Origin of the sequence: Paenibacillus baekrokdamisoli, assembly GCF_003945345.1 — a bacterium.
Taxonomy (GTDB): domain Bacteria; phylum Bacillota; class Bacilli; order Paenibacillales; family Paenibacillaceae; genus Paenibacillus_Z; species Paenibacillus_Z baekrokdamisoli.
Genome location: NZ_AP019308.1, coordinates 5,194,335 through 5,220,617, shown reverse-complemented (window position 1 = coordinate 5,220,617; position 26,283 = coordinate 5,194,335). Strand labels below are relative to the sequence as shown.

At 45.1% G+C, this 26,283-nt stretch carries 25 protein-coding genes and 2 pseudogenes; 19 read left to right on the top strand and 8 right to left on the bottom strand.

Features of this window, described 5'->3' with window-relative positions; all coding sequences use genetic code 11:
- Nucleotides 1-125: 125 nt before the first annotated feature.
- The 5 genes from EKN16_RS22905 to EKN16_RS32440 all read left to right on the top strand — a co-directional run bounded on the left by EKN16_RS22905 (nucleotide 126) and on the right by EKN16_RS32440 (nucleotide 4,339).
- The gene (locus EKN16_RS22905) at nucleotides 126-812 is read left to right on the top strand and encodes a hypothetical protein (protein WP_125662687.1); all 687 of its coding nucleotides are present in this window, start codon (nucleotides 126-128) and stop codon (nucleotides 810-812) included.
- A gap of 941 nt (nucleotides 813-1,753) precedes the next feature.
- On the top strand, nucleotides 1,754-2,023 hold the full coding sequence (locus tag EKN16_RS22900; protein ID WP_125662684.1) for a CD3324 family protein: 270 nt from the start codon (nucleotides 1,754-1,756) through the stop codon (nucleotides 2,021-2,023).
- 152 nt (nucleotides 2,024-2,175) lie between these two features.
- Complete coding sequence (cysC, locus tag EKN16_RS22895; RefSeq protein ID WP_232015953.1) at nucleotides 2,176-2,751, top strand: adenylyl-sulfate kinase; 576 nt, start codon at nucleotides 2,176-2,178, stop codon at nucleotides 2,749-2,751.
- Nucleotides 2,752-2,767: 16 nt separating this feature from the next.
- The gene (locus EKN16_RS22890; RefSeq protein ID WP_125662679.1) at nucleotides 2,768-3,499 is read left to right on the top strand and encodes a Stf0 family sulfotransferase; all 732 of its coding nucleotides are present in this window, start codon (nucleotides 2,768-2,770) and stop codon (nucleotides 3,497-3,499) included.
- 690 nt (nucleotides 3,500-4,189) lie between these two features.
- Complete coding sequence (locus EKN16_RS32440; RefSeq protein ID WP_164522954.1) at nucleotides 4,190-4,339, top strand: hypothetical protein; 150 nt, start codon at nucleotides 4,190-4,192, stop codon at nucleotides 4,337-4,339.
- A gap of 271 nt (nucleotides 4,340-4,610) precedes the next feature.
- On the opposite strand, the gene EKN16_RS22885 is transcribed toward EKN16_RS32440, so the two are convergent.
- Nucleotides 4,611-5,315 carry an HAD family hydrolase gene (locus EKN16_RS22885; RefSeq protein WP_125662676.1) on the bottom strand — a complete coding sequence of 235 codons (705 nt, stop codon included), beginning with the start codon at nucleotides 5,313-5,315 and terminating at the stop codon, nucleotides 4,611-4,613.
- Between the two features lie 200 nt (nucleotides 5,316-5,515).
- Between EKN16_RS22885 and EKN16_RS22880 the strand changes: the two genes are divergently transcribed.
- The 8 genes from EKN16_RS22880 (at nucleotide 5,516) to EKN16_RS22845 (ending at nucleotide 13,371) form a co-directional block, all read left to right on the top strand.
- Nucleotides 5,516-6,523, top strand: a complete 1,008-nt coding sequence (locus tag EKN16_RS22880) for an ABC transporter substrate-binding protein (RefSeq protein WP_125662673.1) — start codon at nucleotides 5,516-5,518, stop codon at nucleotides 6,521-6,523.
- 42 nt (nucleotides 6,524-6,565) lie between these two features.
- On the top strand, nucleotides 6,566-7,483 hold the full coding sequence (locus tag EKN16_RS22875) for an ABC transporter substrate-binding protein (protein ID WP_125662670.1): 918 nt from the start codon (nucleotides 6,566-6,568) through the stop codon (nucleotides 7,481-7,483).
- A 3-nt stretch (nucleotides 7,484-7,486) separates the two neighbouring features.
- Nucleotides 7,487-8,662: a phosphotransferase enzyme family protein gene (locus EKN16_RS22870; RefSeq protein ID WP_125662667.1), complete on the top strand. Its 1,176-nt coding sequence runs from the start codon at nucleotides 7,487-7,489 to the stop codon at nucleotides 8,660-8,662.
- A gap of 161 nt (nucleotides 8,663-8,823) precedes the next feature.
- Nucleotides 8,824-9,576: an ABC transporter permease gene (locus EKN16_RS22865; RefSeq protein WP_125662664.1), complete on the top strand. Its 753-nt coding sequence runs from the start codon at nucleotides 8,824-8,826 to the stop codon at nucleotides 9,574-9,576.
- 12 nt (nucleotides 9,577-9,588) lie between these two features.
- The gene (locus EKN16_RS22860) at nucleotides 9,589-10,344 is read left to right on the top strand and encodes an ABC transporter ATP-binding protein (RefSeq protein WP_125662661.1); all 756 of its coding nucleotides are present in this window, start codon (nucleotides 9,589-9,591) and stop codon (nucleotides 10,342-10,344) included.
- A 32-nt stretch (nucleotides 10,345-10,376) separates the two neighbouring features.
- A complete protein-coding gene (locus tag EKN16_RS22855; protein WP_125662658.1) occupies nucleotides 10,377-11,225 on the top strand; it encodes a MerR family transcriptional regulator in 849 nt (282 codons plus the stop codon).
- Nucleotides 11,218-12,069 carry a sulfurtransferase gene (locus tag EKN16_RS22850; RefSeq protein ID WP_125662655.1) on the top strand — a complete coding sequence of 284 codons (852 nt, stop codon included), beginning with the start codon at nucleotides 11,218-11,220 and terminating at the stop codon, nucleotides 12,067-12,069. The genes EKN16_RS22855 and EKN16_RS22850 overlap by 8 nt, the downstream gene beginning before the upstream one ends.
- A gap of 726 nt (nucleotides 12,070-12,795) precedes the next feature.
- Nucleotides 12,796-13,371 (top strand): GNAT family N-acetyltransferase, encoded by a 576-nt coding sequence (locus tag EKN16_RS22845; RefSeq protein ID WP_232015948.1) that lies wholly within the window; start codon nucleotides 12,796-12,798, stop codon nucleotides 13,369-13,371.
- Between the two features lie 751 nt (nucleotides 13,372-14,122).
- Here the strand turns inward: EKN16_RS22845 and secA2 are convergent.
- Nucleotides 14,123-16,405, bottom strand: a complete 2,283-nt coding sequence (secA2, locus tag EKN16_RS22840) for an accessory Sec system translocase SecA2 (RefSeq protein ID WP_125662652.1) — start codon at nucleotides 16,403-16,405, stop codon at nucleotides 14,123-14,125.
- Nucleotides 16,406-16,431: 26 nt separating this feature from the next.
- On the opposite strand from secA2, the gene EKN16_RS33205 reads away from it, so the two are divergent.
- On the top strand, nucleotides 16,432-16,695 hold the full coding sequence (locus tag EKN16_RS33205; RefSeq protein ID WP_232015951.1) for a hypothetical protein: 264 nt from the start codon (nucleotides 16,432-16,434) through the stop codon (nucleotides 16,693-16,695).
- Between the two features lie 234 nt (nucleotides 16,696-16,929).
- Here the strand turns inward: EKN16_RS33205 and EKN16_RS22830 are convergent, their stop codons facing one another.
- The 3 genes and pseudogenes from EKN16_RS22830 to EKN16_RS33815 form a co-directional block, all read right to left on the bottom strand.
- Nucleotides 16,930-18,393, bottom strand: a complete 1,464-nt coding sequence (locus tag EKN16_RS22830) for a copper amine oxidase N-terminal domain-containing protein (protein ID WP_125662646.1) — start codon at nucleotides 18,391-18,393, stop codon at nucleotides 16,930-16,932.
- A 310-nt stretch (nucleotides 18,394-18,703) separates the two neighbouring features.
- A pseudogene (locus EKN16_RS33200) lies at nucleotides 18,704-18,861 on the bottom strand (MFS transporter); the annotation flags it as partial.
- A gap of 117 nt (nucleotides 18,862-18,978) precedes the next feature.
- Nucleotides 18,979-20,478 (bottom strand): transposase, encoded by a 1,500-nt coding sequence (locus EKN16_RS33815; RefSeq protein WP_375782107.1) that lies wholly within the window; start codon nucleotides 20,476-20,478, stop codon nucleotides 18,979-18,981.
- Nucleotides 20,479-20,701: 223 nt separating this feature from the next.
- Between EKN16_RS33815 and EKN16_RS22815 the strand changes: the two genes are divergently transcribed.
- The 4 genes from EKN16_RS22815 to EKN16_RS22805 all read left to right on the top strand — a co-directional run bounded on the left by EKN16_RS22815 (nucleotide 20,702) and on the right by EKN16_RS22805 (nucleotide 23,789).
- Nucleotides 20,702-21,451, top strand: a complete 750-nt coding sequence (locus EKN16_RS22815) for a hypothetical protein (RefSeq protein WP_183530817.1) — start codon at nucleotides 20,702-20,704, stop codon at nucleotides 21,449-21,451.
- A gap of 25 nt (nucleotides 21,452-21,476) precedes the next feature.
- Nucleotides 21,477-22,139, top strand: coding sequence for a hypothetical protein (locus tag EKN16_RS22810; RefSeq protein WP_125662640.1), 663 nt, complete (start codon nucleotides 21,477-21,479; stop codon nucleotides 22,137-22,139).
- Nucleotides 22,140-22,576: 437 nt separating this feature from the next.
- Nucleotides 22,577-22,750, top strand: coding sequence for a hypothetical protein (locus EKN16_RS32435; RefSeq protein WP_164522952.1), 174 nt, complete (start codon nucleotides 22,577-22,579; stop codon nucleotides 22,748-22,750).
- A gap of 463 nt (nucleotides 22,751-23,213) precedes the next feature.
- Nucleotides 23,214-23,789: a GNAT family N-acetyltransferase gene (locus EKN16_RS22805; protein WP_232015948.1), complete on the top strand. Its 576-nt coding sequence runs from the start codon at nucleotides 23,214-23,216 to the stop codon at nucleotides 23,787-23,789.
- Between the two features lie 77 nt (nucleotides 23,790-23,866).
- Here EKN16_RS22805 and EKN16_RS22800 read toward each other — a convergent pair whose 3' ends face one another.
- The 3 genes from EKN16_RS22800 to EKN16_RS22790 all read right to left on the bottom strand — a co-directional run bounded on the left by EKN16_RS22800 (nucleotide 23,867) and on the right by EKN16_RS22790 (nucleotide 25,886).
- Complete coding sequence (locus tag EKN16_RS22800) at nucleotides 23,867-24,073, bottom strand: hypothetical protein (RefSeq protein WP_125662637.1); 207 nt, start codon at nucleotides 24,071-24,073, stop codon at nucleotides 23,867-23,869.
- Nucleotides 24,074-24,627: 554 nt separating this feature from the next.
- Nucleotides 24,628-25,131 carry a toxin-antitoxin system TumE family protein gene (locus tag EKN16_RS22795; protein ID WP_125662634.1) on the bottom strand — a complete coding sequence of 168 codons (504 nt, stop codon included), beginning with the start codon at nucleotides 25,129-25,131 and terminating at the stop codon, nucleotides 24,628-24,630.
- The gene (locus EKN16_RS22790; RefSeq protein WP_164523112.1) at nucleotides 25,128-25,886 is read right to left on the bottom strand and encodes a MerR family transcriptional regulator; all 759 of its coding nucleotides are present in this window, start codon (nucleotides 25,884-25,886) and stop codon (nucleotides 25,128-25,130) included. Before EKN16_RS22790 ends, EKN16_RS22795 begins: the two co-directional genes overlap by 4 nt.
- A 202-nt stretch (nucleotides 25,887-26,088) precedes the next feature.
- Here EKN16_RS22790 and EKN16_RS22785 point away from each other — a divergent pair.
- Nucleotides 26,089-26,259: pseudogene (locus tag EKN16_RS22785) on the top strand (GyrI-like domain-containing protein); the annotation flags it as partial.
- Nucleotides 26,260-26,283: the final 24 nt, after the last annotated feature.

Below are 26,283 nucleotides of genomic sequence, written 5' to 3'. Positions count from 1 at the left end.
CCTCGAACGATGATATATAATTGAATCAACAAATGAAGATTATTTGGAGCAAATCAACGAAAAGTCAACATTTAAATATCATTAATAAGGCGAAATTTGAAATAGGAACGTCTATTTGTTGAAATTTGACTTCAACTAAAAAATGGTATAAATTCGATTTAGTCAAAGATAGTCAACGTCAAGAATTGAGGTGTTTTATGAATATTCACAATGTAGTAGAAAAAGAAACCAAAGAAGTTGAAGTTAATGCACTTGAAACGATGACAACACCAGCTATTGCTTCTCGAAATGATTCGGAGATGGAATCAACTATTAAAGATAATAAAAATGGAAATAGACGTATGTCTATAGAAATAATCAATATTATAGTAACAAGTGTATTTTCAATTGCGTTGATTGTCGTGGGTATCGCACAGTATCTTACATACAATAAGCAAGCTGATATAGCATCAAATGCAAATAAGTTATCTCAATATCAGTATAGATTTGAGTTTTATAGAAAATTGGGAAATATACAAAAAACTACTTCTATACTAAAGAAAGAACCACAACTAGAAATAGAAGAATTTTCTGAGTTGAATTTTGAAATATTATCTCTACTTAGAGAGTCAAAACTGCTTTTTAACAAAGATATATCTCAGAATATAAATAAAATTCTAACGGACCATATGAACTTCTTAGTAGAGCTAAACAATGAAGGAATGTATTATGATGACTATAAGAAGGAAATGAGTAAATTGAATATGGACTATGGGGATTTTTTAAATAGCGATAGTTTTAAAATGTATTTAGATATCAATAGAATAGAATGATATGACTATAATCTAAAGCTAAAACTTATATAATTGTAAAATTTACTGTTGTAATAATATCAGACAAACTTTGGGTCTTTACTTTGTGCCATGGTTGGCAATGGAACCGTAGCTTTCTCGATCGAGTCAGTTAACTTGAGAGAAATGGCTTCGCACCTCGGAACGTATTTGCCGTCAGAGTGATATGGTGAACCATATCACAAATAAATTCTATAGCTGGAGCGATTGGATTAGCTATGCGGGGAATCCGGTGGCGGTGGGGGAAGAAGAAGAACCGAATAACAAATAACAGTCTGTGAAGTTGGAATATAGAGCATTGTGGCGCAAGATGACCTGTACAGGTCTTCGAGAGATTCCGAGTCAACACGGAGTCAACGAGCTGGCCTTGAAAATACTTGCAAAGCGGGTCGAATCAAACGTTCGCTCGTATTCATCAGAATGTGCCTGTACAAACATACGAAGGGCCGGGATAGTCACCTATTATGAAATGACAATCCCGGCTTTAATGCTTTTCTCTGGTTCTTGCCCGTAAAGAAGTCAACAATTCAAGTGTACGCTGCCACCATCCAACATAAAGTCAACAGTCGAGTGAGAACGAATTTATTTACAACATCCTCTCGGATCACTTTTTACGCATATTTACTTACAACTAAGACTCATTGGAGATCTCAAAGATGTTAAGTTAAAGGGGAGGCGAAATGGGAAATCCTATGCTATATTAGCAATGTTGAGTTTTTCATCTTGCTAGGGAGGTGAACCAAAAGCTATGTATGATATCGAAGTTGAGAATAAGCTCTATGCAAAGTCTACACTATAAACAACGGCGGTTGTTTGTATAGAGCTGATAAGTTAAGACCGCCTAAAACCTTAATTGGTGAAATCGGTTTATATTGAGACTTTGCTACCTTGAAATAAATAATATTTTAAGGAGTAGAGTTATCATGAAATACGTTAATGCTGACATTATCTTACCAGAGAAATTATTAAAGGAAGTACAGAAATATATTAATGGTGTCATGATTTACGTTCCTAAACCTAAAGGAATACGAAAGGGATGGGGCGTAAATTCCGGTAGCAGAAAATATATGAATCAAAGAAACCATAATATTCGCCAGAAATTTTCAGAGGGTACAACGATTGATCAACTTTCGCAACAGTTTTTTCTTTCCTGCGATAGTGTTAAGAAAATTGTTTATACAAAGTTGAATTAGAGTATTACGAAGTCACATTAGATCAGTATCTGATGTGACTTTTTTATGTATAGAATAATTCCAAACTGTTTATTGCATAGAATTAAGCTGTTAAATTTTATAAAATTACCTTCATTACTACTGTTTACATAATTATTCAAGTAAGGGGGGCGGTGTTTATCCAAAAAAAGGTCATAGAACATCTGAACGGACATAAGGGTGGAGTCGTCTGGTTCACCGGGTTGCCTGGTTCAGGAAAAACAACGCTTAGTCATTATGTCGAGAAAGAACTGTTCAATCGTGGAGTCCAATGCGTTGTCATCGACGGGGATCAGCTTAGGGCAGGATTAAACCAGGACCTTGGATTTTCAGAAGATGATCGTAGGGAAAATTTACGACGCGCTGCAGAAGTCGCAGTCATGTTTTTAAATGTCGGTTTTATCGTTCTTGTCCCGATGATCTCGCCCTCAAGAGAAGTTAGATCTAAGACCAGACTGCGTTTTAATTCAAAGGAATTTGCGGAAGTCTATGTAAAATGCTCCGTAGAAACTTGTGAACAACGTGATCCTAAAGGACTTTATCTAAAAGCCAGACAAGGAGAATTGCGAGATTTCACAGGAATCGATGCCACCTATGAAACACCGATTCAACCTGAACTCACTATAGACACGGAAAATGAATCCATAGAGAAATGTATGCAGGTAATTGTTAATTTCATAATCAAAAAGTTCGCTATAAAGTCAGGGTAGAGAGAAGGGATATGCATTGGATCAACCTAAACAAAGTTATACGATCTGGTTTTCGCAACGCACGGGAAGTACCCTGCTTAATAAAGCACTTGCTTCAACAGGGGTGGCGGGTGACCCCTGCGAATGGCTACATTTTCAGTATCAAGATCCGGCAACTTTGAAACTTGAAGATCTTGAACAATTGTGGCGGCTCGGGACAACGCCAAACGGTGTTTTTGGGTTGAAAATAAATTTCGAACAAAGATGGATCGATGCATTCCGCGCGATGTTCGAACTCCCGCAAGATACTTCGAGAGCCGAGGTGTGGAGTACTGCATTTCCAAATTGCAATAAACATATCTATATGACGCGTCGAAATAAAGTCAGATTGGCCGTGTCGTGGTGGCGCGCGATCGTCTCCGGCGAATGGCACCGCAACTACGGCGAAAAACCCCAGGAGCATGACATAGCGGATAAATACAACTATGACGCTATAAACCACCTGATTATCGAGAGTACGATGTGTGAAGCTGCGATCGAAGATTTCTTCTCCGAGTCTGGTATCGTACCACTGACGATTGTCTACGAGGACTTTATTCTAGACTACGAGGGAACCGTTATGCGAGTTTTGGAGTTTCTTAATATCCCATTAGAAAGCATTAAAATATCCCCACCGTCGTATGATAAACTTGCTGACGATGTTTCCGAGCTGTGGGTGCAAAGGTTTCGGGAAGACAGCCAAAAGGGATGGGAAACAAGAAAATGGTAATGCGGAGTCGTTGCTTATGGGGGATAACACCCAGGGAACGAGGCACAGGGTAGTTATTTGGGGGGGATGGTGTAGTAGATATATCTCGATGTTTCCTGAGTAGCATTCAAGCAGCCAATCCGACAGCTGGAGTGATTGGATTTCGTACCCCGACAACCCGATAGCCACCGGAGACGAGTAAAGACCGAAAAAACCATATCAGTATTTACACTTTGGATACAGAGCATGGCGGAAATGACGCCGTTGCTCTGTATTTTTTATGCCTAGAAGTCAACACGGAATCAACGCTCGGATCTCTCCTATATATGCAGACAAGAAGTCAACAACGTATTTTGTGTTGTTGCTAAATCAACAGCGAATCAACAAGCGGGGCTCCAGCATCACTGTAAGCTATAGATAATGGACAATTCTCAATTGGTAGTTTGCGAGCCGTATGCCGGTCTTTTTTTACGTTTATTTCATCCTCCGTTTATACACCCTCATGGCGGTTATAAAAATAATTTATCTAAATTTCAGAAAGATGATCTTCCTATTAAAAAGATAAGTGATTAACGAAAAAAGAGCTATTAAACTATTAGGGAAACCAAAGCGCATGAAGCCTGCAAGCCAGTTGGGCGAAGGCGCGGATACCTTTGAAGATATGTATAGCACTTCTCTTGATTACGTGGACTTACCCTATCCTTATTGGGAATGACAAAATCCAACTTGTGGATTGAAGATCTTGAGATAAGAACGAATAAGTATTCAACCGCTGCAGGAATTAAAGTTGGGGATTCTGTAGAAGATCTGCTGAAAGCCTATCCCAACATCCACTACTCGGAAGCAACGGTATTTGACTAACTTCTCGCTGTTGCGTAAGGCCATAAAGAACTGCGTGTAAACAGGCCTTTATATCATTGAAAAGATGCCCTGTTATTCCTGGAAAATGGAATAGCGGGGCATCTTTCAATTCATTCTTTTCGCTGTCCCAAAAAGCTTAAGTTCTTCAGTGGCCTCGAATATGGCAAGGTTGCTTTTTTATTACTTTCGCCGCCGTATAAGCTGCGCATATTTTAGTCAACTTGGCTTTAGGTAGCTGTCCATTTCATGGGACTGTTTGTGGGCCTCGTAATCATCGGGGGTGGGCGGCCGTCCAGCTCATGATTTTCTCTTCCAGCCATTGTAGATTCCAGGGCTTTTCGGTATAGTTCATGACCTCTAGTCCATCTCGTAATGCCAAGTGCTGTTCTCCGACCACAATAGATAGGAGACTGTTATTGAGCAAGGGAATGTCCGCTACTGCATCTCCCATACTTAGAAGGTGAGTGGCATGGGGAGTTTTGAAAAGCGGATGGTGCAGGATGCGATCCTTGTTTACACCGTAATTGCAGACTACTTTGCCTGTTAGGATGTGGTTCTCAATTTCCAGCTCAAAGGCGAAAACACCACGAATGCCAAACCGCTCCGCGTAGGCCTCCAGCACATCGAAGGGAGCGCCGCTTACGAAATAGATAGCTACACCATACTTTTTTAACAGATCGAATAAGGGATAGGCGCTTTCAAAAATAGCAGGCTCGTCGATTGGAAGGAAAGCTTGCACAGCGCTCCTGTATTCGGCAGCCGAGCGACCGGCCAGCTCCTGCGCAAACGATTCGCAAGTTCGCTCCGTATAGACCGCGTACGTGATTGCTTTTGTCTGATAGAGAGTCTCGAGTTCCTTGAAGGTATGGAGCAAGCCAGGAGAGACAAGCCCTTTGGCGAGCAGATGGCCGGCTAGCCCATATATGGTATAACCACGGTGTATCGTATTATCCCAATCGATTAGAGCATAGTGCATGTTAAATCCTCCCGTGTAGTCTGAATTCAGATAGGAAAATGATCAGTTTCTTGAATAACCTTCTACTATACTTGCATAAAAGAGAATAAAACGCTTGACCCTCCAGTTACATGGAGGGTTATTATTTTTTTATATCATTGTAATTCGATAGGAATAGAATTTATTTACTGGAGCAAGATTTGACGAGAAAGGAACGATTGATGATGAGAAGAAGCCTTTCAACTTTACTTATTCTCGGCGCAATGTCCGTAGCTATGCTGGCCGGGTGTGGAAGCAGCACGGAGGAGCAAGGACAAGGAACAAAGCTGGAATCAGCCAGCGTCATTCTGGATTGGACTCCCAATACGAATCACACCGGTCTATATGTAGCCTTGGAAAAAGGCTATTACAAGACGGAAGGCTTGGACGTAGAAATCCTGCAGCCCTCTGAGGGAACAACCGCAACTCTGATAGCAGCAGGCAAGGGTGACTTTGGCGTCAGCTATCAGGAGGATGTGACGTATGCCTTAACGGGTAAGGATCCACTGCCAATTAAGGCGATCGCGACCATTATCCAGCACAACACCTCGGGCTTCGCCGCGCCAAAGAGCAAAAACATTCAAAGCGTGAAGGATTTTGAGGGCAAGGTGTACGGTGGCTGGGGTTCTCCTTCAGAGGAAGCGATTCTCAAAGCCGTCATGGAGGAGAACGGAGCGGACTACAGCAAGCTTAAGCTCGTCAATCTAGGGAGCGATGACTTCTTTGCTGCTACGCAGAAAAACGTGGATTTTACATGGATTTTCGAAGGCTGGACAGGAATTGAAGCTAAGACCAGGGGCATCGATTTGACCTATATCCCGGCACGGGAGCTCGATCCTGCGCTGGACTATTACACACCTATTCTAATAACGGGGAATAAGACGATTACGAAGCATCCTGATAAGATCCGCAAGTTTCTGAAGGCGACCGAGGAGGGCTACCAATACGCCATCGCTCATCCTGAGGAAAGCGCACAAATTCTATTGAAGTACGCGCCGGAGATTGATAAAACGCTGGCTGTAGAGAGTCAGAAGTATCTGGCTGCTCAGTATATTGCCGATGCACCAAGTTGGGGGCAGATGAAGCCAGAGGTATGGAGCGCCTATGCGCAATTTTTGCAGAATAATGGGCTTATCTCGCAGAAATTAGATGTAGAGAAAGCTTTTACGAACGAGTTTCTTCCCCAATAACAGCGGCTGCCTACAGACCTTAACGAAAAGGATGTTGAACTGATGAAGCACTTGAAGGTAATGCTAGAATATTTTTATCCGTGGACGAATTCAGCGGGCTTCTACTACGCAAGAGAGAAGGGCTGGTACAAAGAGGTCGGGCTCGATGTGGAGTTTACGTTGTACGACCCCGAACGGGGAGACACACTTGCCTATCTTGCGAGAGGGGAAGCCGATTTCGGTATATTTCCTAGTAATAGGCTGCTCGTGCAAAGAGAGAAGCAGCCGGTCGTTGTGGGGGTTGCCGCGATCAACCATAGGGGAATGGAAACCGTACAGACCGTGCGTGCAACTGGAATTACACGCCCAGCAGATCTGAGCGGGAAGCGGGTGGCCATGAATCCTACACCACGAGGACTCGCGATGATCCGGCAGCTGGTTAGCGTCGATGGCGGAGATCCGGACACGATCATCGTGGTCGATAGTGGATCACGTGAGCTGACACCGGATGCCATTGCTGCGGGCGAGGCGGACGCCACCTTCGGGAGCTATTGGGCCTGGGAGATTCTAATGGACACCGAGGTTCCGGAGGAGGAGCGAATTGTATGGCCTGTAGATGAGATCGGGGCACCGCCCTACCACAGCTATCTATTAGGGACACAGGAGGAGGCGACTCGTCGTGATCCTGAAGCTGTTCGAGCGTTTCTGGCGGCTACGGAAAAAGGGTACCGGGCGTTAGCGGTCGATCCGCTCTTGGCTGTGCCCATCTATGAGCGAATTATTCCTTATTTTCCAACTTCACTTGTTGAGCGTTCGCTGCCCCTTATCGCTAGCACATGGCTGCATGACGGAGCCTGGGGTGTACAGCGGACCGAGTTGCTCGAACCGTATGCGGAGTGGCTGGCGAATCACGGAATTGTACATGATCGGAATGGCTGGAAGACAGCCTACACGAATTCCTTTCTGTCGCAGGAGGGATGAGCAATGACCGAACAAAAAAATGTGACAGATATACAAGCTCACGGCATGGGAACGACGCTTGTTCGTCCGGATTGGGCGCCGATTACCTTAGAAGAGACCAACCGGCTTCTACGCCGCTATCCCGGATTAGGTGAAGCTTCGGCACTTGCTTGGCATAGTCCCCGGCCTTTCTCCAGTGCCACAATTGCGATTACGGCTGCCGAGCGGGTGTTTATCAAAAGACATCATCATTCTGTAAGGGATGCAGAGGGGCTAATCGAGGAGCATCGCTTCATTGGGCATCTGCGAAGCCAAGGTATTCCGACAAGTGAAGTCGTCGTGGGATTGGACGGTCTAACAGCCTATGAGATGGATGAATGGACTTACGAAGTTCACCATCTATCAAAGGGAACGGACTTGTACCGGGATGCCATCTCATGGAGCCCCTTCCTTGAAGAAGCACATGCCTATGCCGCTGGTGAAGCTCTTGCGCGGCTTCATCTGGCAGCAAAAAGCTTTGATGCTCCGGCGCGAGCGGTTCGAGCACTGGTATCCAGCTTTTCGATCTTTGCATCTGCGAATCCACTTGAGGAGATTGCAGTGTATATCGCTAAGCGTGGGGCGCTGTCGGATTATCTCAAGAACCGCTCCTGGGAGCGGGACGTTGAGACGATCTTCCTGCCCTTGCATGCTCGCCTTGCCCCGATGTTAGGCGATTTACGTCCAATGTGGACACATAATGATTGGCATGCGTCGAATTTGCTATGGAGCGACCGGGATGGGGCATCAGGAGTCGAATCCATTCTTGATTTTGGTCTCGCTGACCGTACCAATGCGGTTTACGATCTTGCTACGGCGATCGAGCGCAATACGATTGAATGGCTCGATATGGATGACAATGGGCGGGACGACCTCGTGCACTACGAACAGCTGGAGGCCTTGTTGGTAGGTTATGAATCGGTTCGCCCCTTAAGCGATGTCGAGTCGGCGGCGCTCGTGGCTATGCTTCCTCTGGTGCATGCTGAATTCGCGCTGTCTGAGATTGATTATTTTGCGGGCATTGTGAGATCAGTTAACAACGCTGATTTGGCCTACGACAGCTTCTTGGTGGGTCATGCAAAATGGTTTGAAGGACGAATGGGACGGGACTTACTAGACTATCTGGAGCAGAGACATCTGCGCAAGAGTGTGTCTCCCTAGGATTGACATTGACAGAATAGCAGGCTATTGTTAATTTATAACTAAACCTATTGGAATTAAAGTATTTAATAGAAGCTTAACGAATGAGGCCATATTGCTCAATACCCAGTGTGTATGGTCTCTTTGGTCATCTAGCAGACAACCGTAAAGGCGTGACTACCATGGACAGAATCAAAAAGATGGACCAACGGCTGTATCCGATACTCACCCTTCTCTTCGTTGTGGTCCTGTGGCAGCTGATCGTAACTTTGGGCCATGTACCCTTGTACATTCTGCCTTCGCCTTTGGATACCGTGGATGCTTTTATCGGCGATTTCGGCGCAATAGCTGGCCACGTCGGAATTACTATGTACGAATCGATGCTCGGTTTTACACTGTCCATCGCGCTAGCGTTCATACTCGGCATTCTCATGGACAGCTTCACGATTGTCAAAAAGTCGCTGTACCCGATTCTTATCGTCTCTCAGACGATTCCAACCATCGCCATTACTCCGCTGCTTATCGTCTGGTTTGGCTTCGGTCTTTTGCCGAAAATCCTCATCATCGTTATGGTGTGCTTTTTTCCAATCTGCATTAGCTTGGTGGATGGGTTCGAGAAGGTGGATAAGGATTATCTCAATCTGTTTCATTCGTACAAGGCATCGAAGCTGCAGACCTTCGTACATTTGAAGCTCCCTTATGCGATGGTAAATTTCTTCTCGGGCCTTAAGATTGCAGCTACGTATATGATTATGGCGGCGATTATCGGTGAATGGCAGGGTGGAACGAAGGGCATCGGTGTTTATATGGTGCGTACCAAAAATGCATATGCGCTCGATAAGGTATTCGCAGCTATTCTCGTCATCGTTATTATTAGCGTTGTATTTATTTCTCTCATCAACTTTATCGCCAAAAAAACGACCCACTGGAAGTAGCGGAGGTTAACCATGCACACACTGTTGGGAAAGGCTGCGCAAGGGACTCTCGAGGATGAAACCTTGATCCGTCTGGATCATATTAGTAAATCTTACGGCCCCTCTGAGGTATTAAAGGATGTCTCCTTAGAAATACGCAAGGGAGAATTCGTGTCCGTACTGGGGCCGAGCGGTTCCGGGAAGAGCACGCTTTTCAATATTATTACTGGGCTGGTTCCTGCCGACAAAGGGACGCTGCAAGTAAATGGGGAGATCGGCTATATGCAGCAGAAGGACTTGCTGCTGCCGTGGAAGACCGTGCTCGACAATATTGTGCTGCCTTTGGACTTGAAGGGTTCTGATAAGAAAGCATCGCGTGCGAAGGCCGATTCGTTAATAGATCGTGTGGGGTTAAGAGGATATGAGCACTGCTACCCAAGCCAGCTGTCCGGGGGTATGAAGCAGCGTGCGAGCTTTTTGCGCACCTTCCTGTCATCTGGAGAAATCATGCTGCTGGATGAGCCTTTCGGCGCGCTGGATTCGATTACCAAGGGCAGTATGCAAGCCTGGCTGCTGGAGGTTCAGGAGGCGCTTGACGTTACGATTCTTTTTATCACGCATGATATAGAAGAGGCAATCTTCCTGTCAGACCGGATTTACGTGCTGTCCTCTAGGCCCGGTGTTGTGAAGGAAGAGATAGCTGTTGGTTTCGGAAGTGAGAATAAGCGGGAGAGGTTAGTCGATCCTGAGCTATTACGAATGAAGGAGGCCATCAAGGGCCTCTTGTAATAAAGGATGGTCTGGAGAGGGATGGGCGGCGTATGGAATGGTATACCATCGGGGAAGTGTCGAAGCTGTGTAATATACCGATCCGAACGCTGCGTTATTATGATGATATCGCCTTGCTAGTACCGGACCGGATATCACCGGAAACCAACTATCGTTATTATTCTAAAGAAGGCATGCGGAAAATCCCCCTCATTAAATATTATAAGCAGCTCGGCTTTAAGCTGGAAGACATTAGTCGTATGCTTGAGCGTCCGAACTTTGATGTACTAGAAGACTACATGGCTAAGGAATTGCTGATCGTCGAGAAGCAGATGGCAGAGCTTCAGAAGAAGCATTTTGCCATTCAGGAATGGAAGCGGCTCCTGAAACAAGGCGAAACGCTTCTCGCAGAGTCCCAGGAGGACAGGAAAATCGAGGTTGCTAGCTTTCCCCTCTATCGAACAATGAAGTTCCGCTACGAAATCCAGAATCATCAAGCGGCCGACATTGAGGTCCTCTACAGTAATATTTTCGTCGCGCTCTGCCACCGGCATAATGTGTTTGCCTATGGGCCTTTCATGCTGTTCTTCGATGACTTCAGCCAACGTGTGGATCATACATTTACGGGTGTGGATTGCTACACGGCTGTCATCGAAGATGAGTCAAATGCCGCGCTTACGACCGAAGTGGGGGGATTCCAGGCAATCAGTGTTGTGCACAGAGGGGATTACCGGACGATCGGGGAAACATACAGCGAGGTTCAAGAGTGGGCGGAGCGTAAAGAAATCCGACTGCAGGGGGCTTCATACGAGAGGTATATTATTGATCCATGGAGTACCACAGTTAGCGACAACTATATTACCGAGCTTATTCTGCCTATCGGAGGGAACGACAATGTCTAATTTGATTACCGCATCCGAGGCGTTCCAGCAGCTTAAGGACCCTAACACCGTCATTGCAGATGTTCGCTTCGTTCTAGGCGAGCCAGCGGCGGGCTACAATGCTTATTTGCTAGGCCATATTCCGGGAGCTGTCTTTTTTGATCTGAATACGGACTTATCTGGTCCGAAGATGATCCATGGAGGAGGCCATCCGCTGCCTCATCCGGACTTGTTCGCTGATAAGCTGGGGCAAGCTGGCATTGATGAACACACGAATGTCATTGTCTATGACGATCAGGGAGGCAGCATCGCTTCACGGCTTTGGTGGATGCTGAAGTACGCCGGACATGAACGGGTAAGGCTGCTATCGGGCGGCTTCTCGGAGTGGGAGGCAGCAGGTTATCCGGTCGACGCAGAGCTTCCACAGCGTGCTGCTAAACGGTTTGTGAATCGATTTAATGAGAGCCTGCTGGCTGCAATGAGCGAGGTAAAGAACGGAATCGGTCAAGCCGGCAGGGTGTTAATCGACTCGCGGGTGCCAGAGCGCTATACGGGCAAGGATACAAGCAAATACGCCAAGGCTGGCCATATCCCCGGTGCGATCAATCATTATTGGGAGGAAGGCTCTCCTAGCGGCGTGTTCCTTGGTGCTAGCCATCAGCGGGAGCGTTTCCGGGACATCCCAGCGGACCAAGAAATCATCGTTTATTGTGGTGCAGGCGTCACTGCTTGCCCCAATATATTGGCGCTGACGGAAGCGGGTTTCAAGAACGTAAAGCTGTATATTGGGAGCTGGAGCGATTGGATTTCGTATGAGGGGAATCCGGTGGCGGTGGGGGAAGAGAAGGAACAGCAAGACCTATAGTAGTATGTGAATTTATGATACAGAGCATCGGAGGTGTGGCCTTCGATGCTCTGTATTTTTTATGCTTAAAGTCAACAAGGAGTCAACACTCGGTCGCTGAAAATACTTACATGCCTTTACATTCCTGTGTACGTACACAAAGGGTCGAGGAGCATCTTCTACACGGGTGACAAACGTAGATATTTTTTGCCTTAACTGAGTTAATCAACAAGTCGGAAACCTGATGTGTATAATCAACACGGAATCAACAATGGTGATGTGAGGCGCGGTAGAAGTCAACCTTTCATGTGTTGCTGTTACAATTGGCATATGAATTGCTCCTCTCAAACACTGAGTGCAAAAAAGCCACCAAAGGTTGGCGGCAATGAACCTTTCATATATCGTAATTATAAAATCTGGAAATCCAAGCGGACAAGGAACTTTCAACATATTTGAAGAAACACCTTTACGCCAACGGGTAGATTAGTTGAACGATTCTTTGTTTTTCATTGAATATAATCTTAGATTTTGCTACAATTTGTTAGGATATATTTGGAAGGGGGATTAACACTATGCCAGTAACTTTGTAATGGTTGATATGTATATGAATTTTCACTATTACAAGGATACAAAGCATAGTGTGTCTTTAATCACATGATGTGGTGAATCCTTGTGGTTTCCTGCATTTTTGTGATATGCCTTCCCATTAACTGCTTTGTATTCCTTCTATACAATAGGAGGATATCAATGAGCAATTCACAAGATATGAGCAAAAACATCTTTACAATTGAGTGTAGAGATATAATTTTGAGGGAGTATCAGGTTGAGGATCTAGACGAACTACAGAACATTACCTGGCAACCTCACTTTTATGAATTTTTAATGGATTGGAATGTATCCAAAGAACAAAGGGAAGACTGGATCAAAAACTACGAAATACCAGATAATAAACGATTTTTAAATGCTGTATTAAAAGATGGAGATATTGGAGAACTACGTTTGCGATTGGGCATAATATCCAAAGATTCTGGTGAGTTTATCGGTGTTTGCGGTACAGGAATATTAGATAAAGTATCACCGCCAAATAGAGAGATTTTTTATGGCATCTCAACCGACCACAGGAACAAGGGTTACTCGACTCAAGCCGCAAAAGGATTAATTAAGTATTTGTTTGATAATACCAATGTCGAGGAACTCATTGCTATCGCTCAGCTACGTAACCTTCCATCGAATAAAGTGATACAAAAATGTGGTTTTGAATTTCAAAACGAAATTGAGATTGAAAATAGGAAATACAATTATTACAAACTTAGAAAGAACTAGTTGAATAACAGGAAACTACGGGGTTGCCACATGGTAGCCCCTTAGTTGTTAACGGGTGCGATAGTTCAATGTGGACCGGCTTGCAAGCGGCTTGCCAACAACCATTCAACAACTTGCAAACAAGCTCCGTCCACAACCCAGCCCATCCACCCTCCGGGTGCTACCTTGCTTCACTTGGCCTTTTGTCGGCGATCCGTTCAGCTTGACCCAGCCACAGGGGTATGACTAGCCTTGGCTCAAACCATATTGTTTTGTCAGCCCCGTCCTCCACGGGCTTCTTGCTCCCTAAGTCCTCCCAAGCGTAGCCAAGGGAGGTCGTTGCACATGGGCGCTGGCATATCCTCCGAGGCATTCCCGGAGTGTTGCTCCTAACCCCACCTGTCTGTCTCGGAACCCTCGAAGCATAGAGATTCGTGGGGGAGTAAGAAGCTGGAGCGACTTGGAGTACATCGCTCGTGTGGCGATGTACTTCTTTGAGTTTAGCTCGGAATCGTCGAAGTCAAAACGGAGTCAACAACCGATCATAAAAAGTACTTACAGAACGGGTCAAACCGAATGTTCGTTCATATCCATCATTGCCCTGTACAGACAGAGTGAGGGCCGAACGCATCACCACAGTGACGATGTTGTTCGGCCCTAATGAATATTAAAATCAACAAACTTAGATTAAGAAGGTGGCTGTCAACATAAAACGTTATTTAGTTCAGCAAATCGGCGACAACGTGATCATCCTCGATAAAGCTACGCTGCATCAAAATTTTGACCACCCGAATATCGGCCTCAAAATCTTGCGCATCCAATAAGCGATTATCGTCCCTGGGGTCCATGAACCGGGATTCTGCAAGTATTGCATGTATTGATCGTTGATGATATAAGTCCAAGTGGAAGTAGGGTTCTTCAGTCCGAACTTTTCCCACATCGCCGGATCATTCGAGCCTCCGAGCTTTACGAGCATATTCGCCGACTCTCTATTTATTTTAGCCGGAATTTGCTCGTACGCTTGGATGATTTGCGCATGAAATTCGTCGATCGGATTGCGGTTAACAAGGCTCGTCAAATGGATGCCTTCGCGAATGTAAGAAACGTATGTCAGATGGTCAGCCCAGAACTTGTCGATATAATAAAGCCGAACCCGCTGCTCCGAAGGGCTCATCGGCGTCTCGCCTTTCAAGATCCCGAGCCTTTCCTCGTATAGCATACGCCTCTGTTCCTCCACCATATCCGAATAACAGTTCAGTTCCTGGCGGATATGGAAGTTTTGGCCCATCATAACGCGCTGAATATGCGCAATTTTGCTGTGGAGCACCGACTCTCCGAGAGCCTCATCCTGCTTAAGACCGCGTATCGCTTTATCGATGCCGAACCTAAGCATCAACTCGTCTTCCAAGCTTACGAAAAATACGGAAGCTCCCGGGTCGCCTTGGCGGCCGGATCGTCCGCGCAGCTGGTTGTCGATCCGCACGCTTTGGTGCATATGCGTGCCAATCACGTACAACCCGCCCAGCTTGGTGACAGCTTCTGCTTGCGTGGGGCTGCCGCCGCCGAGCCGAATGTCGACGCCGCGTCCCGCCATATTCGTTGACACCGTCACGGCGCCGATTTCTCCCGCTTTGGCGATGATCTCGGCTTCTTTTGCGTCGTTTTTCGCATTCAGAACATGGCAAGGTACGCTGGCAACCGCTAGCGCCTCCGCCAGCATGTCAGACTCCTCGACGCTTGACGTACCAATGAGAATCGGACGTCCCGTTGAATGGACGGACAAGATTTCTTGTACAAGCGCCTTACGTTTGGCTTCTTTATGGGTATAAATCCGGTGCGGATGGTCGATCCGTATGTTTGGCCGGTTCGGTGGAATTTGCACGACCTGCAACGTATAAATATCTTCGAATTCCATTGCAGAAGCGTGCGCGGTAGCCGTCATTCCGCAAATCTTTGGATATAGGCTAAGAAAGTGTTGAAGGGTGATCGTACCGAGAATTTTCCCGCCGGCTTTCGACTGCAGCCCTTCTTTGGCCGAAAGCGCGGCTTGCAGCCCGTCCGGCAAATACCTGTTCTCCGCCACGCGGCCGGTATATTCGTCGATCAGTTCGATTTTACCGTCCCGGACGATGTAATCGACGTCTTTTTTCAATAACAATTCAGCATGCAGCGCGCAATTTAACGTTATTAACAAATGACTATTATGGCTTTCGTACAAATTGCCGCATCCCAGTAGCGATTCCGCTTTCGCTGAGCCCGCTTCATTTAGATAAACGTTGCGCTTGAACTCATCAAAGTCGTAATCCTCATCTTGCTCGAGCTGCTGGGCCACTGCTGCGAAACGAATGCCGTCGTTGCCGGAGGAGCCTGGCTCGCCGGCGATGACTAGCGGCACCCGCGCTTCGTCGAGAAGCAGTGAATCCGCTTCGTCGACAATGACGTAGTGGAAAGGACGATGCACGGTATCGACTTCGTCTAGAACGATCGTGTCGCGTAAATAATCGAATCCCGCCTCTTTGGCCGTAACATAGGTTATATCGGCGGCGTATGCTTCCCGTTTCTCGGACAAGCTCATGCCCACTTGAACCGCACTTACTGTTAACCCGAGGAAACGATAGATCAGGCTCATCCAATCCGCATCCCGATTTGCCAAATAATCGTTAAAAGTCAGCACATGAACGCCTTCGTCGGTTAGCGCATGTAGATAAGCAGGCATAACAGCAGAGAGCGTTTTTCCTTCGCCGGTATGCTGCTCGATCAAAGATCCCTCGTGCAGAGCGATGGCAGCCATGATCTGGACATCGTAGGGCTGCAATCCCAGTGTTCTCTTCGCTGCCTCGCAGACTAGCGCATAGGCATCGACAAGCAGCCCGTCCAAAGGCGTACCCGATTTTGCTGCCTCTTTCAGCCGGAGGGATTCCGCTTGCAGCTGCTGATCGTCCCATGCTTCCAAATTACGTTCCCTGATGAGCTCGACCTTGTCCCGATAGCCTTTCAGCTTATGCCGGGTATCGCGGTCTTTGAATTCTCGCAGCAATTTGACGGCTAAATTCATCGGAATTTGATCCCTCCTCGGTAAAAATGCGCGATTCTATAGTGGTTAAAGTATCGAAAACAAGACTATGGGTCCTTTGGGGCTTGGGCTACAATGGAATGTTTGCGGTAACCAATGAAAAACTTGTTCTGGTTCGCTTTCGTTCTTTGCACGTCGCAAGTGGCATCTGGATCCGAATAGGTTTTCTCGCACGTGCAAGTGCTTTGATCCGGGCAATCGCAGCGTTTGTGCTTATACTCGTTGACGCTGGCCCATACCGGTCTGGAATCGATGCCCGTAAGCGTTGGTAAGAGAAAATCCTTGAGTTTCAGAGCTTGGGTAATGAGGTCGAAAAGGATGTCGTAAAACAATTCAACGCTAACCTTGGTGCGGAAAGTGCTCAGGCTACTATGAACCGAAATATTGGGTACGCCAATAAAGTTACGCCACGCCTGATTTTTCGGCTCTTTTAACTGCCTCACGAGCTCTCGGAACGAGGGAATTTCCGGTCTGGTAAAGTACAGATAGTGCATTCGATTTCCAGCCTAAGATAGAAAAAATAGAAGCTCAGGTGATATGTTTAGCTTACCATCAACAACCGTAACGAACTGACTCAGCGTCACGCTAAAGTAAGCGTCGAAGAATTGATCATAGCTGACTCTATAGGTGCCGTCAGGAACATAACAATTAAAGTTACCCTTATCTACCCAAGCGGAGTATTCCTTGCCTGCACCATAAAAGTTTATATAACCACCAGACAGAGGTCCCCCCTCATTAGAACTCGCAGTACCATGAATATTAATGATCGGTTTCGTCCATTGAAGGTTCGATTGCACTTGTTCATTCTTTACGGAGATTTCCATTTTGACATCGAAGTGCTGGCGGGTTGAAGAATCATAGTAATTGTCCCACTTATACTCCCCATCCGGCAGATAAAAGGAGAATGCACCACCCGGGGCACCTTGTACGAAGCAAGGCCTGCTCTCGTCCTTTGAACAAATCTCAACATTACCGTAGACGGAAGGGGATTCCCCTGCTGCCTGGCCCTTGATGTTAGGTAGATGCGCAATGATATCAAGAGACGTGGCAGTTCCCGCCTCATTAATCGTAAAGGGGTGATAGATATCGTAATCGGCAACGGTCCCCTTTTCATTGGTCAGATAATTAAAGATATAAGAGCCTGGCTCATAGAAATCGAGGTAACCAACGCCACCGCGAATGTTCACATTGACCGCCCCGTGAGAGGTGGAGAAGGTCGCAGTCGCTTTGGCAAGTGGCTTGCCAGTCGGATCATTCAGTGTGACTTTCAATCCCGATTGAGAAGGAGTGAGCTTATAAAACACAGTTTGACCTTCAGATACCTCAAAAGACTCTTGTTGATTGACCTTTTGAGCACCATCAGATGAAAAGTCGCGATAACCTGAGAACCGATACGCCTTGGGTGCTACGTTGATACGATAAAATCCATTACGCACCGGAGTTTCATAGGTTATGCCAGCAGAAATATCCTCCAGCAGCACAACGCCCTGCTGAATACCTTCACCATCCAGGTTCTCTACATAACCGTAGATTACGGCTTGGTTCCCAGCAGTGCGAAGCACAACTTGATTGGTCGAAGGCAGATACAACACCTCGTACCCAAGCGCGTTACCGACAAATCGGAGCGGCACATAGGTGCTTCCCTTCATTACAATGGGGGGTGTCGTAACCGACACTAGCTGATCATTAATACTTACACTCGTTTCGCCCGGCTGCATAACAATATGAGTTCCTGCGCGTTCAACAAGGATCTTTTTACCGAACAGACTCACCTTGGCACCCATATGCTCCATAACCCCTCGAAGGGGGATGAAGACCGTTCCGTCCTTTAGAATTGGGGTGACGGTTAATGTAGTGCCGTCAATCTGCATAGTAAGTGGTGGAGGGGTTTTGACAATCTCTTTTGCGGATACTTGCGTCGTAAGTGCAAAGAATAGACAGATAGACATAAGCCATTTCATTGTTTTCATAAGTTCCCCTCACTGTTAATGCGATATAATTCTAATTAATATTATGGACAATATATCCATTTTTTTCAAGATAGTTAAGGGGTGAGGGGTAAGAAAATTATTGGGTGCTCTGGACAAGTTTATAATTTACATTAAATGGATATAACGGGAAACCGTCTTTGGAGGGGGAGGCATTCCCGACTTTGGCCTGAACATTGCGTATCCGTTTCGTATAGTTGTTTTGCTATCATGCTCATGATTACTGGTACCAGAAAAAAGACGCTCGTCAAAGAGCGTCTTTAAGATGAAGGCATTAGGAAACGGGTACTCTCTAAACTCTTCGAGCCCTTACAGATAAACCATAACAGAGCAATAGAATGAGGGCGGCCGCGATATAAGGGAAATTAATATCAATATCGATAGGAATCCCGCAATGATAGGTCCGACGATATTCCCAAGACTCGTATAAACCGAGTTCAAGCCTGCTACTCCAAATTATGGATATTAAAATAATATTAATTTATACCTATTTAAGGAAATTCAACCTTTTCTATCGAATGTTATCAAAAACTGTTTTATTTCAGCATATAACATGACTTATGCAGTTCATGAGATTAATCGGTAATTGTGAGAATCTATGCTTGAATGCACCGGCCACATGGTCATGGAGAGATTTTTGGGCCAATATGCGGAAATAAGGCTTGCAAAACGGCGTGCCTCTATGTCAAAATCGATGTAGATTCGCTTTAAACCCTTGTGGTTTCTTGTGCGAACCTGGCAACGAGTGTGGAAGAGACCGCGAACCATTTCGCCGTGGGTGTGGCTCTCATCACTCGTTTTTTCTTTGTTTACTTGCCATAACGCATAGGCAAGTAGCGTCTCCGCAGCAAAAAGTAACTCCATGTGCGCGTGCTGATGTGCTTCGGATGTAGAGTGGCACTTTTCAAAGCCAAGTTCTTGTTTGGCCGCGCGGAAAAACACCTCTATACGCCAACGCTTTCCGTACACTTCAAGCGCCTTATCTGGCGCATCATGTCGGTTGCTAATGATCAAGTAGGCTCCTTTGTAGGTTGCCGGTTCATCTGGTGAATCTTCCTTCACATCAACGCTTTCCTCGTCTTCTTTAAGCCGCATAGCGACAACGGCAGCAAGGGGAACGAAGCGTTGTTTCGTTACAAGTTGCCCTTTCCGCCCTTCAGCAAGATAAGGTATTTTCATATAAATATCAGATACTGAAATGGCGAAGATTCCCTTCTTGCTGGATGTAGATAAGCGCTTGTATGTATCCTGAATAAGCTGTCGCGCCGTAACAGGTACATACCGATCACGACGTCCGGGGACTGTAATCTTTCGATGCAGTGCAGTATTGCGCTTAGCTTTAGTTACCCAGTCAAAGGAATGCTCTTGCAAGAAAACGAAAAAGTCTTTGCATAAATACCATCGGTCCATCGCTACCCAGAGGCGGCAAGTGACCGACTCGCGAAGCATGAGCAGCATTTGTCTGGCTAAATCAAACTTGGTCAAGCCGGTTTCCTCGTCAGACATTTTGCGCCAAACGCGGTAGAACAACGGATATTCGAGTCCGTTTCGGAGCACGGCCTGAAGGACAACGAGGTTCATGCACCAGCTATAGGATTTGGATGAAGAGTCCCTGAGCCAGCACAGGAATGGCAGTTTCTTTGCATAGGGATGGGCGCTATGTGTATCGTCGAGATTAATAATATCGCCTTCTTGAAGCGCGGTTTCCCGTTCTTCCTGAAGCCTGGCAACCCGTTTTTTCCCAAACGTCAGCCATGCATGGGGAACTGTGAAGAACCGGCTGAGCGTGTATTGTGCGAGTTTGTAGGGTTTAAACATGAGTTCAAGTAGAGCATCTTTCCCAGCCAGTTCGCTCATTTGTACAACCGATGAGCATCCAGAGATCAATCCGATGATGTACATAAAGCAAAGCATCCATGAAGGAGCTCCGCTTCGTTTGAATATCCCAGCTTGCATCAAGAGCAAAGAAAAGTCGAACTTTTCCCAAAGTGATCGCAAGACCGGCGCTCCCGCGCATTCGCCTTGTGAAAGCTTACGAAATCGTGGATTTTCAAGGGTTTGTTTCACGAAAATCACCTATTATCTCGAAGGTATACCCAGTAGAAAAGGTATTCTTCGTGATTATCGGGGTGATTCCAAAAAGTCAAGGGATTTTCCGGGTTTTAGTTTACATTTCTATGACTATTGATCGTTTTCCAACGATTGGAATGAACTGCATAAGTCATGCATATAAGAACGGATGATGATTCTGGAACACATAAAAGCTAATTCTTCTATAAGAAGAATTAAATTGGGGGGCCAATGGATCATTGCCATTGTGCTTCTACTACTCCCTATATCGGCCGCTCTCTATTGTTATCTGCCTCAGTATTATAGTTTCTCGGCCCTTGGCAAGCTCGTGCCTGTTCAAGAGATCGGCGTGAATGGCAGCGTTCACTTCGTGTACGTGCGTGAAGGAGTCACCCGCAATCGATACGAGAAGTTTTCAGTTAGCCGCTCCTTCCCCGATGCAGAGTTCACACGAGCGGAAGCCTCCGCCAAAGACGCTTTTGAGAATATGCTGGACATTGAAGAAGATATGAAAAACGATACCATCCGGCATGCAGTAGATTTGGCGGCGGAGATCTCTGTTCAGCGGGGCACCGTGCATCAACTGGAAGCCAGGCAGAATACGCTAATTGAAGAAACCGCGGACTATTACGGAGATTCGATCGGGTTAATGCTTGGCATCGGCTTGTATGAGGAAGAAAGCGGAGAAGACTTTTCTAGAGGTGGGAAAATATCGATTGCGGGTACCGGAACGCTCGAGGAGGACAAGTCGGTCGGTTCCGTCGGAGCCATTCGCGACAAGCTGCGGACGGCAGAAGCCCAGCGGACCGATATTTTCTTGGTGCCTAAGGATCAAGAAACATTTATGTATGAAGGACTCAGCAATGAAGAAGAGGCGAAGCAAGTCGCTAAGGATCTACATTTACGTCTTCAAGTTGTTCCGGTATCCACCTTGGAAGAAGCGATCTCCTACTTGAAGCAACTACCCTAACTCTGAATCGGAGCGTGAAGATACGTTGAAATTGAAATCTGAACTCATCTCGTTTGTACTTAAATTTTTGCTATACGCGCTTGTGGCGATGGCAGCCGTCGATCTCATCTGCTCTTCGGTATACATGATTGACGCGGATTTATTCATCAAATATTTCTATTCTATTTATGGTTTCGTCGATATTGTTTCGGTTGTACTTTATTATATCATTATGACTATTTACTTAATTTGGGTTTATAGAGTACATATGGACCTAAATCGGCTGTACCTTCAATACCCGCGTACACCCGGGTCAGCCCTTGCTTGCATGATGATTCCGTTCTATAGCTTCTACGGCCTTCCCTCTACCTACCAACTGATCGGCAGCCATTATCAGCGGACAGCTGCTCTTCGGAAGACTGGCCAATGGATTCAAGGCCTATCCATTCCCCTGCTTATTTTTATGATTGCCACTAATATCTTAAACCGAGTAGTGGCGCGTGCCGACGAAGTCTCTGGAGCCCTACTGTTCGCATCAAGCTTTATTTCGTTGATCTTATACGTCATCTTCTTAACCCTCTGCATACTGGTCTTTAAAGGCTTAAGCAGCACACATATGAGAGATGCTGATGGTTCCAATGTTAAGGTTATGGATACGATGTTCGAGGAGCCCAGCAATTCAGAGGCAGCACCCATTTTCCTAGGATAGAGTCTTTACAGGTGCAGTAGTCAGGGCGTGAGTCTTTGGAAACGAACATCCAGTTGGAAGTCCGACAATGTCGTCACATGTTTCGATAGCGCAATGCTCGCTATGTTACATGTCCACACTGTCATACGAGCGGCATGATGGACCTGATGCCTGATCGTAAAGAATAACTCTGACCAAAGGAATCATCAATTATTTTGATACTGAGTAGAGACTCGAATGTTGCTGAGATCGAAAGGGCATGGGACATACGACCGCTGGAGCGATTGGAGTTCTGATAGCGGGAATCTGGTTGCGGTGGGGGACGAAGAGAAGGCTTAAGCGGACATATAGTATGTGACTCGGGGTACATCGCTTATGTGGCGATGTACTTCTTTTCGTTGGGCTCAGAGGTTCCAAAGTCAACAAGGAGTCAACGCTGACCCAATGAAAAGACTTTCATGAGGCTTCGAATCGAGCATCTGCTCGTTGCCATGTATGCAGTTACCGCGCTTGAAGCAGTTGCCGGCCTTTGTGTGCGGGCTGTCATATGGAATCGATCAACCCAAGTCGACAACTCAACAGCCAAAAGTACTCATTCAACATGGAGTCAACAAAATGGTAATTTAAGGTAATCGCGGCGGAAGTTAATCGTTCGCGAGTTGCTGTTGCCGTGGGCATATAAATCGCTCCTCTCAAACACTGAGTGCAAAAAAGCCACCAAAGGTTGGCGGCAATGAACCTTTCATATATCATAATTATAAAATCTGGAAATCCAAGCGGACAAGGAACTTTCAACATATTTGAAGAAACACCTTTACGCCAACGGGTAGATTAGTTGAACGATTCTTTGTTTTTCATTGAATATAATCTTAGATTTTGCTACAATTTGTTAGGATATATTTGGAAGGTGGATTAACACTATGCCAGTAACTTTGTAATGGTTGATATGTATATGAATTTTCACTATTACAAGGATACAAAGCATAGTGTGTCTTTAATCACATGATGTGGTGAATCCTTGTGGTTTCCTGCATTTTTGTGATATGCCTTCCCATTAACTGCTTTGTATTCCTTCTATAAAATAGGAGGATATCAATGAGCAATTCACAAGATATGAGCAAAAACATCTTTACAATTGAGTGTAGAGATATAATTTTGAGGGAGTATCAGGTTGAGGATCTAGACGAACTACAGAACATTACCTGGCAACCTCACTTTTATGAATTTTTAATGGATTGGAATGTATCCAAAGAACAAAGGGAAGACTGGATCAAAAACTACGAAATACCAGATAATAAACGATTTTTAAATGCTGTATTAAAAGATGGAGATATTGGAGAACTACGTTTGCGATTGGGTATAATATCCAAAGATTCTGGTGAGTTTATCGGTGTTTGCGGTACAGGAATATTAGATAAAGTATCACCGCCAAATAGAGAGATTTTTTATGGCATCTCAACCGACCACAGGAACAAGGGTTACTCGACTCAAGCCGCAAAAGGATTAATTAAGTATTTGTTTGATAATACCAATGTCGAGGAACTCATTGCTATCGCTCAGCTACGTAACCTTCCATCGAATAAAGTGATACAAAAATGTGGTTTTGAATTTCAAAACGAAATTGAGATTGAAAATAGGAAATACAATTATTACAAACTTAGAAAGAACTAGTTGAATAACAGGAAACTAAGGGGCTACCACATGGTAAACCACATGGTAGCCCCTTAGTTGTTAACGGGTACGATAGTTCAATGTAGACCGGCTTGCAAGCGGCTTGCCAACAACCATTCAACAACTTGCAAACAAGCTCCGTCCACAACCCAGCCCATCCACCCTTTGGGGTGCCACCTTGCTTCACTTGGCTTTTTGTCGGCGATCCGTTCGGCTTGACCCAGCCACAGGGGTATGACTAGCCTTGGCTCAAACCATATTGTTTTGTCAGACCCGTCCTCCACGGGCTTCTTGCTCCCTAAGTCCTCCCAAGCGTAGCCAAGGGAGGTCGTTATACATGGGCGCTGGCATATCCTCCGAAACATTCCCGCCGCGCTGCTCCGAACCCCTACTTTTTTGTTTTGGAACTATTCGAGCATAGGGGTTCGTGGGGGGATAAGAAGCTGGAGCGACTGGATTTCGAATGAGGAAAATGTGGTGGCGGTGGGGGGGAGAGTGGAGGCTGAAGGTGAATAGCAGTATGTAAATGACGAAAACACCGCCATGAAGCTCAATTTCTTCGGTGGTGTTTTTGGCGTGTTCGGAATCAACACAGAATCAACCAAGGTGCGGTGAAAATATTTACAGAGCTGGTTGGATCGATCCATGCTCCCATACGATGTATAAAACGAAGAGCGCGAGAGCTATCTTCTACAAGTTACTTGCCACGGTTACCATATCTTATGATCAAAATGAATCAACAATAATTCTATTAGCATTACAGAATCAACGAAAGGTCAACAAAAGTATAATTGGTGACGGTTTATTTTTTACCAATAGCAAAAAAGAAAGCATCTCATTAAGAGTTGCTTACTGGGTATGGATCACCTAATTCAAGAAAAGGGATGATAAATTCAAATGCCTGCTCAAGTGTATGTACATCCCAATTTTCTTTTCTTTGGCTACGATCTCCAGGAACATGATGATGGTGGTGAGGTTCAGTATCTGTAATAAACTTTGGATTTGTGCCTGGGGCGTTATGTGGTTCATTTCCCCAAGAGGAAATATGATTGAGCTGAACGCCTATTTTTGGTACAATAACTTTCCACATGTACTGATATTCTCTCACATAACCATGATCATCGTATCTTTCAATTACATGTAATCCCGTAATACCATGAACAGGATGTTCTTTTAAAGGGAAAATGATTTCAATTCGCTTCGGGGATTTGAAAAAATCGCCGTGTGCAGAATTTTTATCGCGAAAATTTTGGTACACTTCAATCCATTTCTCATATTTTCTAAAAATGTTTCCCAAATTAGCTGGTAAAAGTTGAGTGGGAAGGGTTCTTTGTTGAGTCACTGAGAGTTTCTGCCCCCAATCAACTTGAACAACTCAGCTTGCTCTTCTTCGAGATCTTTCCAACGGTAATAATCGGTTGGATCATCCATGCTGTCATCATATTCCCCAAACTGATCCTTGCAATGCATTGTTCCATACAGTACTTGAAATTCTGTTATTGCTGCGTTGACTTCCTTTAGACGTTCTTTGGGTGTTTGATTACGTATTTTTTGATTTTGATAATTGATACGCATCAAAAACGAGTAGTTTGCATTTTTCATGATTTCGACAACATATTTAGGATATTTCTTGTGTTTACTGTTCTCTACCATTTCCATACCTTGTTTTGCGTATTTGTGAATAGTTACAGTAGAGACACCAAGAGCATCGGCGGCTTCTGCTGGAGTAAGTAAATAGGAATCATGATATTCAAATTGAATTTCTGTTCCACCTAGTTCGTAGTACCAATGCTCAAAATCAATTTTTAACTTACCGAAATCTAGATCAGATAAAGGCATTTTAATATCGATTAAACGAGCAAGCCAGTTCAATAAGTTAGCGTGATGTTCGGGAGAAAACAAGTATGCAGGTTTAATAATGGACAAAACGTTAGCATCCATCTTTATAGACTTCACTTTATCGGAAGACATAGTAATAAAAACTGTGAGTAGTTTGTCAAAGATGAAATGTGTTTCTTTTTCGAGGATAGGTTCATTTTTGTGTTCGAACGCCGTTTGAATTTGGGTTTTGGTAGCATCATAAATAGCTAAACTCATAATATTCACCCTTTCCTTACCTCCATTCTAAACTACAATTTATGTTTATTCAATATCATTACCTTAATGATTTATGTTTTTCATTAACCAATTATGTATCGATCTTATTATTAACCAACAAAAAAAGAAGAGTCTACTTTTTATTTAGTAGAATGCCCTTCTTTTTGTTTCTGTAATCAATGAATGATGGCATTCATTTGCAGTATTCGAAGCGGAAGGAGGGCCAGAAGGTATCGGGGAGATATGGAAACGCTTGTACACAGAGTGGATTCCGGCCTCAGGCTATGACCTTGCTTATTTGCCCGCCATTGAGTGTTATTTGCCGCCAGAAGAAAACAAAAATGAATTATGGGTAGCAGTTGTCAAAAAATAATGACCGAAGGAAGCCTGAATCATA

Excerpts from the sequence above, each read along its gene's own strand:
- EKN16_RS22900 (WP_125662684.1), top strand. The coding sequence starts at position 1,754 with ATGAAATACGTTAATGCTGACATTATCTTACCAGAGAAATTATTAAAG.
- EKN16_RS32440 (WP_164522954.1), top strand. The coding sequence starts at position 4,190 with ATGACAAAATCCAACTTGTGGATTGAAGATCTTGAGATAAGAACGAAT.
- EKN16_RS22885 (WP_125662676.1), bottom strand. The coding sequence starts at position 5,315 with ATGCACTATGCTCTAATCGATTGGGATAATACGATACACCGTGGTTAT.
- EKN16_RS22880 (WP_125662673.1), top strand. The coding sequence starts at position 5,516 with ATGATGAGAAGAAGCCTTTCAACTTTACTTATTCTCGGCGCAATGTCC.
- EKN16_RS22875 (WP_125662670.1), top strand. The coding sequence starts at position 6,566 with ATGAAGCACTTGAAGGTAATGCTAGAATATTTTTATCCGTGGACGAAT.
- EKN16_RS22870 (WP_125662667.1), top strand. The coding sequence starts at position 7,487 with ATGACCGAACAAAAAAATGTGACAGATATACAAGCTCACGGCATGGGA.
- EKN16_RS22865 (WP_125662664.1), top strand. The coding sequence starts at position 8,824 with ATGGACAGAATCAAAAAGATGGACCAACGGCTGTATCCGATACTCACC.
- EKN16_RS22860 (WP_125662661.1), top strand. The coding sequence starts at position 9,589 with ATGCACACACTGTTGGGAAAGGCTGCGCAAGGGACTCTCGAGGATGAA.
- EKN16_RS22855 (WP_125662658.1), top strand. The coding sequence starts at position 10,377 with ATGGAATGGTATACCATCGGGGAAGTGTCGAAGCTGTGTAATATACCG.
- EKN16_RS22850 (WP_125662655.1), top strand. The coding sequence starts at position 11,218 with ATGTCTAATTTGATTACCGCATCCGAGGCGTTCCAGCAGCTTAAGGAC.
- EKN16_RS22845 (WP_232015948.1), top strand. The coding sequence starts at position 12,796 with ATGAGCAATTCACAAGATATGAGCAAAAACATCTTTACAATTGAGTGT.
- secA2 (WP_125662652.1), bottom strand. The coding sequence starts at position 16,405 with ATGAATTTAGCCGTCAAATTGCTGCGAGAATTCAAAGACCGCGATACC.
- EKN16_RS33205 (WP_232015951.1), top strand. The coding sequence starts at position 16,432 with ATGCGCGATTCTATAGTGGTTAAAGTATCGAAAACAAGACTATGGGTC.
- EKN16_RS22830 (WP_125662646.1), bottom strand. The coding sequence starts at position 18,393 with ATGAAAACAATGAAATGGCTTATGTCTATCTGTCTATTCTTTGCACTT.
- EKN16_RS32435 (WP_164522952.1), top strand. The coding sequence starts at position 22,577 with ATGAGGCTTCGAATCGAGCATCTGCTCGTTGCCATGTATGCAGTTACC.
- EKN16_RS22805 (WP_232015948.1), top strand. The coding sequence starts at position 23,214 with ATGAGCAATTCACAAGATATGAGCAAAAACATCTTTACAATTGAGTGT.
- EKN16_RS22790 (WP_164523112.1), bottom strand. The coding sequence starts at position 25,886 with ATGAGTTTAGCTATTTATGATGCTACCAAAACCCAAATTCAAACGGCG.